9 protein-coding genes are annotated in these 7,884 nt (G+C 40.1%); 7 read left to right on the top strand and 2 right to left on the bottom strand.

Going from position 1 to position 7,884, the window contains the following annotated elements; all coding sequences use genetic code 11:
- The 3 genes from AC52RT_RS03305 to AC52RT_RS03295 form a co-directional block, all read left to right on the top strand.
- A partial coding sequence (locus AC52RT_RS03305; protein ID WP_495539433.1) for a ribonucleotide reductase barrel domain-containing protein occupies positions 1-1,200 on the top strand: 1,200 nt, incomplete at its 5' end.
- Positions 1,201-1,421: 221 nt separating this feature from the next.
- The gene (gene splB, locus AC52RT_RS03300) at positions 1,422-2,447 is read left to right on the top strand and encodes a spore photoproduct lyase (protein ID WP_495539432.1); all 1,026 of its coding nucleotides are present in this window, start codon (positions 1,422-1,424) and stop codon (positions 2,445-2,447) included.
- 73 nt (positions 2,448-2,520) lie between these two features.
- On the top strand, positions 2,521-3,402 hold the full coding sequence (locus AC52RT_RS03295) for a patatin-like phospholipase family protein (protein WP_495539431.1): 882 nt from the start codon (positions 2,521-2,523) through the stop codon (positions 3,400-3,402).
- An 86-nt stretch (positions 3,403-3,488) separates the two neighbouring features.
- Here the strand turns inward: AC52RT_RS03295 and AC52RT_RS03290 are convergent, their stop codons facing one another.
- Both AC52RT_RS03290 and AC52RT_RS03285 read right to left on the bottom strand, forming a co-directional pair.
- The gene (locus AC52RT_RS03290; RefSeq protein WP_495539430.1) at positions 3,489-3,872 is read right to left on the bottom strand and encodes an SA1362 family protein; all 384 of its coding nucleotides are present in this window, start codon (positions 3,870-3,872) and stop codon (positions 3,489-3,491) included.
- A gap of 82 nt (positions 3,873-3,954) precedes the next feature.
- Positions 3,955-4,890, bottom strand: coding sequence for a DUF1385 domain-containing protein (locus tag AC52RT_RS03285; RefSeq protein WP_495539429.1), 936 nt, complete (start codon positions 4,888-4,890; stop codon positions 3,955-3,957).
- A gap of 170 nt (positions 4,891-5,060) precedes the next feature.
- Here AC52RT_RS03285 and AC52RT_RS03280 point away from each other — a divergent pair, with 170 nt between their 5' ends.
- From AC52RT_RS03280 to efp, 4 genes are all read left to right on the top strand, one after another.
- Complete coding sequence (locus tag AC52RT_RS03280; RefSeq protein WP_495539428.1) at positions 5,061-5,582, top strand: YqhR family membrane protein; 522 nt, start codon at positions 5,061-5,063, stop codon at positions 5,580-5,582.
- 86 nt (positions 5,583-5,668) lie between these two features.
- On the top strand, positions 5,669-6,121 hold the full coding sequence (gene aroQ, locus AC52RT_RS03275; RefSeq protein WP_495539427.1) for a type II 3-dehydroquinate dehydratase: 453 nt from the start codon (positions 5,669-5,671) through the stop codon (positions 6,119-6,121).
- Complete coding sequence (locus AC52RT_RS03270) at positions 6,118-7,179, top strand: M24 family metallopeptidase (protein WP_495539426.1); 1,062 nt, start codon at positions 6,118-6,120, stop codon at positions 7,177-7,179. The genes aroQ and AC52RT_RS03270 overlap by 4 nt, the downstream gene beginning before the upstream one ends.
- Before the next feature lie 19 nt (positions 7,180-7,198).
- The gene (gene efp, locus AC52RT_RS03265; RefSeq protein ID WP_495539425.1) at positions 7,199-7,756 is read left to right on the top strand and encodes an elongation factor P; all 558 of its coding nucleotides are present in this window, start codon (positions 7,199-7,201) and stop codon (positions 7,754-7,756) included.
- The last annotated feature ends 128 nt before the right edge of the window (positions 7,757-7,884 follow it).

Genomic DNA, 7,884 nt, shown 5'->3' with positions numbered 1-7,884 from the left:
TTCTTTATCGATAATGCGAATGACATGACAAATGCGAAAGCATACGGTCAGCAAGTAGTGGCAACAAACCCTTGTGGAGAACAGCCTCTAGCACCTTATTCGGTGTGTAATCTTGCAGCAGTCAATCTTGCAGAAATGGCTGACAAAGAGACTAAAACCGTAAACTTTGAGAAATTAAAACAAACGGTTGAGGTTGGAGTCAGGATGCAGGATAATGTCATCGATGCCACGCCTTACTTCTTAGCAGAAAACAAACACCAAGCATTAGGAGAACGCCGTGTTGGACTAGGGGTAATGGGCCTTCACGATCTGCTTATTTATTGTGAAACAGAATATGGTTCTGAAGCAGGCAATATGCTGGTAGATAAAGTATTTGAAACGATAGCTGAAACAGCGTACCGGACTTCTGTTAAGCTTGCAGAGGAAAAGGGAAGTTTCCCATTCTTAACTAGTGAAAGTGAAACGGAAGAAGCAGAGCTGCGGAATCGTTTTATCAATACAGGCTTTATGAAAAAAATGCCTGAAGATATCCGTGCCAGCATTACTGAACATGGAATTAGAAACTCACATTTATTAACGGTTGCACCTACAGGCAGTACCGGAACAATGGTTGGGGTTTCAACAGGTCTTGAGCCATACTTCTCCTTTACGTATTTCCGCAGCGGTCGCTTAGGAAAATTCATTGAAGTGAAAGCAGATATTGTTCAAGAATACTTGGATCAACATCCAGAAGCAGATCCAAATAAACTTCCTGAATGGTTCGTATCGTCAATGGAATTATCACCTGAAGCACATGCTGATGTTCAATGTATCATTCAACGCTGGATTGACAGCTCTATTAGTAAAACGGTTAATGCACCAAAGGGCTATACCGTAGAACAAGTTGAACAGGTATACCAACGTCTATACAAAGGCGGAGCGAAAGGCGGTACTGTCTATGTCGATGGCAGCCGTGACAGTCAGGTTCTGACGTTAAAAGCAGAAGAGAATGTCTTCTCTGATACAAAGGAAGAAGCTGTTGTTGAAGAAAAGAAAAAGGTTGTCCTTGTCGATACGATTAATGAATTACGATCTACAAATGTGACAATTGGTTCTGAAGTCGGCAATACCTGCCCAGTATGCCGCAAAGGCGAGATTCAAGAAATGGGCGGCTGTAATACATGTACAAACTGCGGCGCACAGCTTAAATGCGGCTTGTAAAATAAAGAGTACACAGAAAAATCCTCCGGAAACAATTCCGGAGGATTTTTTTTGTTTCAGCTCTTTCTCGATATCTGTGAGTGTTCAGGACATGATAAGGAGAGTCGGTGAATTCTAGATATAGATTGTTTTAAACAGCATGATACATAACAATTAAAAAAATGAAAAAACTATTTCTATGTAGTTAGATATTTATCATTCGAATGGAATGGAGGAATGTCATGAAACCATTTAGCCCGCAATTAGTCTATATTGAGCCCCGTGCTCTCGAGTATCCGCTTGGCCGTGAATTAAAGGAAAAGTTTGAACAATTAGGAACAGAGATCAGGCAGACGACCTCACATAATCAGATTCGAGACCTTCCAGGTGACAATGATTTTCAAAAGTATCGGGTTGCCAAATCAACACTTGTCGTCGGAATAAGAAAAACCTTGAAGTTTGATACATCCAAGCCTTCAGCGGAATATGCCATCCCGCTAGCGACAGGCTGTATGGGACATTGTCATTACTGTTATTTGCAAACGACCCTTGGTTCGAAGCCGTATATACGGACATACGTCAACTTAGATGAAATCTTTGCAGCGGCTCAAGGATATATGGATGAGCGGAAGCCGGAAATTACCCGATTTGAGGCCGCTTGTACATCAGATATTGTTGGAATTGATCATTTAACACATTCACTTAAAAAAACGATTGAGTTTATCGGTCAAACTGAATATGGCCAGCTGCGTTTCGTGACCAAATTTCATCATGTCGATCATTTACTTGATGCGAAGCATAATGGGAAGACACGTTTTCGCTTTAGTATTAATTCTCGATACGTCATCAAGAATTTTGAACCGGGAACATCTAGCTTTGAAGAAAGAATGGAAGCTGCCCGTAAAGTAGCAAAGGCGGGTTATCCGCTTGGCTTTATCGTGGCGCCGATCTACAGGCACGATGATTGGCAGGCAGGCTACAGAGAGCTCTTTGAACGACTTTCAGCTGCATTAGAAGGAGTAGAGATACCAGGATTAACCTTTGAGTTAATTCAGCATCGGTTCACAGGCCCAGCCAAAAAGGTCATTGAAAAAAATTATCCTAAATCAAAACTTCAACTTGATGAATCAAAACGGAAATATAAATGGGGGCGGTACGGGATTGGGAAGTATGTCTATAAAACGGAAGAAGCAGCCGAATTAGAGACGGTTATAAGAGGATATGTGAAAGAATACTTCCCAGATTCAGTGGTTCAGTATTTTACGTAAAAAATTTAAAAAGTCATAATCATCCTTTACCTTGATTAAATTGTAATAGGACCCGAAATGGGGAGGGTAAGGAATGATTATTGATGGAGTGTTTTCAGGAGGAGGTATAAAGGGCTTTGCTATGGTAGGAGCTCTTCAGGTATTAGAGGATCGAGGATTTGTAATTAATCAGACCGCAGGAACGAGTGCAGGATCCATTGTGGCCGCTTTAATTGCTGCAGGCTATTCAGGAAAGGATATCCAAAGGTTGCTTTCAACCGTGAATATGAATCATTTGCTTGATAAACGAAATTTTCTGAAGATACCATTTGCTGAATGGCTATTATTATACTGGAAGCTTGGTTTATATAAGGGAGAAGCACTCGAACACTGGGTTTCGGAAATACTTTCTAAAAAAGGATTAGTTACTTTTGGGGATATCCCGCCGCAATCGCTTAGAATTATCACTTCTGATATTACGAACGGCAGGCTGGTAGTTCTGCCTGATGATTTACCTAAATACGGAATCAATCCCCGGTCCTTTCCTATTGCAAAAGCTGTACGAATGAGCTGTAGTATCCCTTATTTTTTTGAACCAGTTAAATTGAAAATAAACAAAGTAGATACCCTGTTTGTAGATGGAGGAGTGCTTAGTAACTTTCCCATGTGGTTGTTTGAATCCGAACATATTAGAAAAGTTCGTCCAGTTATCGGGTTGAAATTCACGAGTGATGCCGACCTAGATCGGGTGGGAACGATTGATAATGCCATTGAGATGTTTGGTGCGCTTTTTAAAACCATGAAGGATGCGCATGATTCTCGGCATATTTCAAAAAAACTTGCTAAAAATATTATGTTTATCCCGATGAAAGATATTTCAGGTACAGACTTTATGCTGACAGAACAGCGAAAAGAAGAGCTCATTGAACGTGGAAGAGAATTTGCTTATACATTTTTGAAAACTTGGACGTATTAAAACGAGCCCGCTTAAAGTTCGGCGGGTTCTAACAGATATAAATGAAATAAAAAAGACTGACAAGGTGTCTCGTCAGCCGTTGCCCTTTAGAAAAGAGCCCGATTTTTCTTTTTATTTTTTTTGCCTTCGATAACCGTTAGATGAATGTCAGATTTTTTTCGTGGTTTAATTGTTTTTTTTGATTTAGCAACGGAGAAACTAGCTATATTATCGCGGCTGTTACTGCCTGATTTTTGTTTTAGCCGTTTTTTTGATCGTTTGGCTGCTTTTAAAAATGCACGTTGCTCTCTATTATCAGGCTTCCCCTTTGTTAACCGCTTATAGATAAGATAAACAATTCCTGCTGTAATCGCCATGATTAGAAATTGCTTAAACAACCCCGCCGGATTATAAATCATACGGCTGACTAAGCCAATCAGTCCAAGAACCACTATCCCATAGACAATATATGATGAAATTGAACGATTCAACAAAGACACCTCCTTAAGAGCATTTTATACAGTTTTACGTCATTTTAAACAAAAACCAAAAAATAAACTTCTTTACGTACACCTACACAATCTCCGCTGTTGTTAAACCTTCTTCCGTTTCTTTTTCCATTCTAAGCAGTTCGTTAAAGGAAGCAAGTGCAACCTCCACTTGATCATCTGCGGGTTCTTTTGTTGTTAAGAGCTGCAGCCACAGACCAGGGTATCCTAATAAACGAAGAACAGGAATATTTCTGACCAGGTTCGTTAATTGAAGCACTTCAAAAGCGATGCCGAGAACAACGGGTATAAGCATCATGCGGTTAACAACACGTGACCATAAGGGCTCGGTAGGTACAAGCATATACACAAAGACACCGACAAAAACCGTGAAAAGAATAAAACTGCTGCCGCAGCGGTAATGAAGTCTCGATGCAGATTGAACATTTTCTACGGTAAGCGGTTTGCCGCTTTCAAAGCAGTTAATTACTTTATGCTCTGCACCATGATATTGGAATACCCGTTTTATCATGGGTGTGAGTGAGACAAAGTAAATATAGCAAAGCAGTAAAATTAATTTAAATAATCCTTCGATAAGAATTTGTGATAGATCGCTATTAAAGATTGGACGTGTCAGCTCAGCTAGAAAGACAGGAATCAAGGTGAAGAGGGTTTTTCCGAAAAGGAAGGAAAGTACACCAATGACCGCGACACCAAGCCACATACTAATCTTCGACGGTTGTTTTTCTTCCTTTTTCTCTTCATTTTCTTCAAATTGCTCCGCAGAGAAATTCAAATGTTTTGACCCGGTCCCGCTTGAGTTCAAGAGGGCCACAATCCCACGGATAAATGGAATTTTCTTTAGCTTTTTCATGAACGGCTTTTGCTCGCGAGGAAGTCGGAAATAGTCGATTGTTTGATCCTTGCGGCGTACGGCAGTAACTGTGTGATACTTACCGCCGAACATGACGCCTTCGACTACTGCTTGCCCTCCGTACACCGGCTTTTGGGTATCGGACATTTCTACACCAACTTATACTAGATTTCACTCAGGGATTGTTGCTTGCTTCTGCGCCTTAAGTGTATATACCTATCATACAAAAAAATAATGAAAACCTCTAGCAAATCTACTGATTACTTAAATAATATTCCAATTTAAGTAAGGGCATGATAAAAAGGGAGGTGAAAAATGTGTCAAAAAAAGATGAACAAGCTATCCACTCTAGTCAACAGGACCCGCCAATTATAAAATATGTTGTGATTATTGGTTTATTTGGAGGATTGTTTTGGAGCCTCGTGGGCTTTGGATTTACATTTTTGAATTTTATGGATGTTAGTCCTCGGTTTATTTTAACGTCTTGGTTCGACGGCGATTGGATCAATAGAGTGCTGGGGATGTTTATTTCGGTCATTATTTACAGTTGTTTATCTGTTCTGTTTGCCTTGGTTTATTATGGTGTGATGAGAAAAATAAAAAGTATTTTTGGCGGCATTATTTTCGGGATTCTTTTATGGCTGCTGCTTTTTGGACTGATATCACCTATGTTTTCTGATTTACCCTCGTTTGCGCAAATAAATTTCAATACTGGATTTTCAAGCTTTTGTTTATTGCTTTTATATGGAGTATTTGTCGGCACTTCTGTGTCCTATGAATATCAAGAATTACAACTCCAAAAAAAGAGACAGCAATCACAAACGAATGCCCGCTTTTAAAGGGTAAAAATATAGTATGAAAATTTTGATATATGATAGAATGTTCTTGTTGAACATTCTATTTTTTAGGTGAGCAGGTGAGACGTATGGGCAAGCTATTATTAATAAACGGACCCAATTTAAACCGTTTGGGGAAAAGGGAGCCTGTCCATTATGGCAGGACGACACTCCCAGAACTGGAACTAAGCTTGATAGAAAAAGCCCAGAATCTTCAGACTGAATTAATCTGTTTCCAATCCAATCATGAAGGGGCAATCATTGATAAGCTGCACTGGGCAGAAGATGAGGGTGTGGAAGGGGTAATTATCAATCCTGGAGCCTTCACACATTATAGTTACGCCATTAGAGATGCTGTTGCTGGGATTGAGCTTCCAGTTATAGAGGTTCATATTTCTAATATTCATGCTCGAGAAAGTTTTCGTCATGTATCAGTCATTGCACCTGTATGTGCTGGTCAAATTGTTGGGCTGGGGATTGAAGGATACGGCCTTGCTTTAGATGCATTAGTGAACATTGTAAAGGGGAGATCAGAGTCATGATAAAATTAGAACAGTTCCGCGTTGCAATGGAAAAAGCTGGATTAGATGGATGTTTACTAACAAATACATATAATATTCGCTACATGTCAAATTTCACAGGAAGTTCAGGCGTTGTTTTAATTTCTCATACAGAAGCAAAACTTATTACTGATTTCCGTTATATGGAGCAGGCCGCCAAGCAAGCGGTTGGATATGAGATTGTTAAGCATAAGGGCAGCGTGGTGGCTGCTGTTGCCGAACAAGCCAAGGCAATGGGGATTAAGAAGCTTGGCTTTGAGCAGGATCAGGTAACTTATTCATATTATAAAGCGTTGGAAAGCGTATTCTTAGGTGAATTGACTCCAGTATCAGGTCTGACAGAGAAATTACGCTTGATTAAGACTCCTGCAGAGATTAAGATATTAAAGGACGCTGCCGAGATTGCAGATGCAGCATTTGCGCATATTGTTACCTTCATTCGCCCGGGTTTAACCGAGCTTGAAATTTCAAATGAGCTTGAATTCTTTATGAGAAGACAAGGAGCGACTTCCTCTTCATTCGATACCATCGTCGCTTCCGGGAAACGTTCTGCTCTTCCACATGGTGTTGCGACAAGTAAAGTCATTGAAAGTGGTGACTTTGTAACCCTGGATTTTGGTGCCTACTATAATGGGTATGTATCTGATATAACCAGAACGCTTGCAGTGGGCCAGCCATCAGATGAATTGAAAAAGATCTATCAAATTGTTCTAGAGGCCCAATTAGCCGGGATGTCTGGCATTAAGCCTGGTATGACTGGTAAAGAAGCGGACGCTCTAACGAGGGATATTATCGAGGGTCACGGATACGGACCTTATTTCGGTCATTCAACTGGTCATGGAATTGGACTTGAAGTCCATGAAGAGCCTGGACTATCTGCTAAATCAGATGTCATCCTAATGCCAGGTATGGCAGTAACGGTTGAACCAGGTATTTATCTGCCCGAAATTGGCGGTGTACGTATCGAAGATGATACACTTATCACTAAAGAAGGCAACGAAGCATTAACACATTCACCAAAGGAACTACTTATTTTGTAAAGATGTAGGAGGAAATTAAATGATTTCTGTAAATGATTTTAAAACTAACGTAACAATCGAAGTAGATAACGCCATTTGGCAAGTTATTGAATTCCAACATGTTAAACCTGGTAAAGGTGCAGCATTTGTGCGTTCTAAACTTCGTAATATCCGTACTGGTGCTATTCAGGAAAAAACGTTCCGTGCCGGTGAAAAAGTAGCTAAAGCACATATCGAAAACCGCAAAATGCAATATTTATATGCAAGCGGCGATAATCATGTGTTCATGGATAACGAAACATATGACCAAATTGAACTTCCAGGAGATTCAATTAAGAACGAACTAAGATTCCTAAAAGAAAACATGGAAGTACACGTGATGTCATTCCAAAGTGAAACATTAGGGGTTGCTCTTCCAAATACAGTTGTTCTTGAAGTGACTGAAACTGAACCAGGTATTAAGGGTGATACGTCTTCAGGCGGTACAAAATCTGCAACGCTTGAAACAGGACTTTCTGTTCAAGTTCCATTCTTCATTAACGAAGGTGACAAATTAATTATTAATACAAGCGAAGCTTCTTACGTTTCTCGCGCATAATATTGTGATTTTTGACTGTAGACAAATTCGGATGGAAATCCAGCTTGTCTACAGTCTTTTTTTGTTTTTAGTATGGGGTTGTTGATTTTCGTTCCAGGCGTTTCGCTTTCCGCGGGGCGGGCGGTGAG

It is taken from the genome of Peribacillus sp. (assembly GCF_059453735.1).
This window is presented reverse-complemented; position numbering and strand designations above follow the sequence as displayed.

Excerpts from the sequence above, each read along its gene's own strand:
- AC52RT_RS03285 (WP_495539429.1), bottom strand. The coding sequence starts at position 4,890 with ATGTCCGATACCCAAAAGCCGGTGTACGGAGGGCAAGCAGTAGTCGAA.
- splB (WP_495539432.1), top strand. The coding sequence starts at position 1,422 with ATGAAACCATTTAGCCCGCAATTAGTCTATATTGAGCCCCGTGCTCTC.
- efp (WP_495539425.1), top strand. The coding sequence starts at position 7,199 with ATGATTTCTGTAAATGATTTTAAAACTAACGTAACAATCGAAGTAGAT.
- AC52RT_RS03270 (WP_495539426.1), top strand. The coding sequence starts at position 6,118 with ATGATAAAATTAGAACAGTTCCGCGTTGCAATGGAAAAAGCTGGATTA.
- AC52RT_RS03295 (WP_495539431.1), top strand. The coding sequence starts at position 2,521 with ATGATTATTGATGGAGTGTTTTCAGGAGGAGGTATAAAGGGCTTTGCT.
- aroQ (WP_495539427.1), top strand. The coding sequence starts at position 5,669 with ATGGGCAAGCTATTATTAATAAACGGACCCAATTTAAACCGTTTGGGG.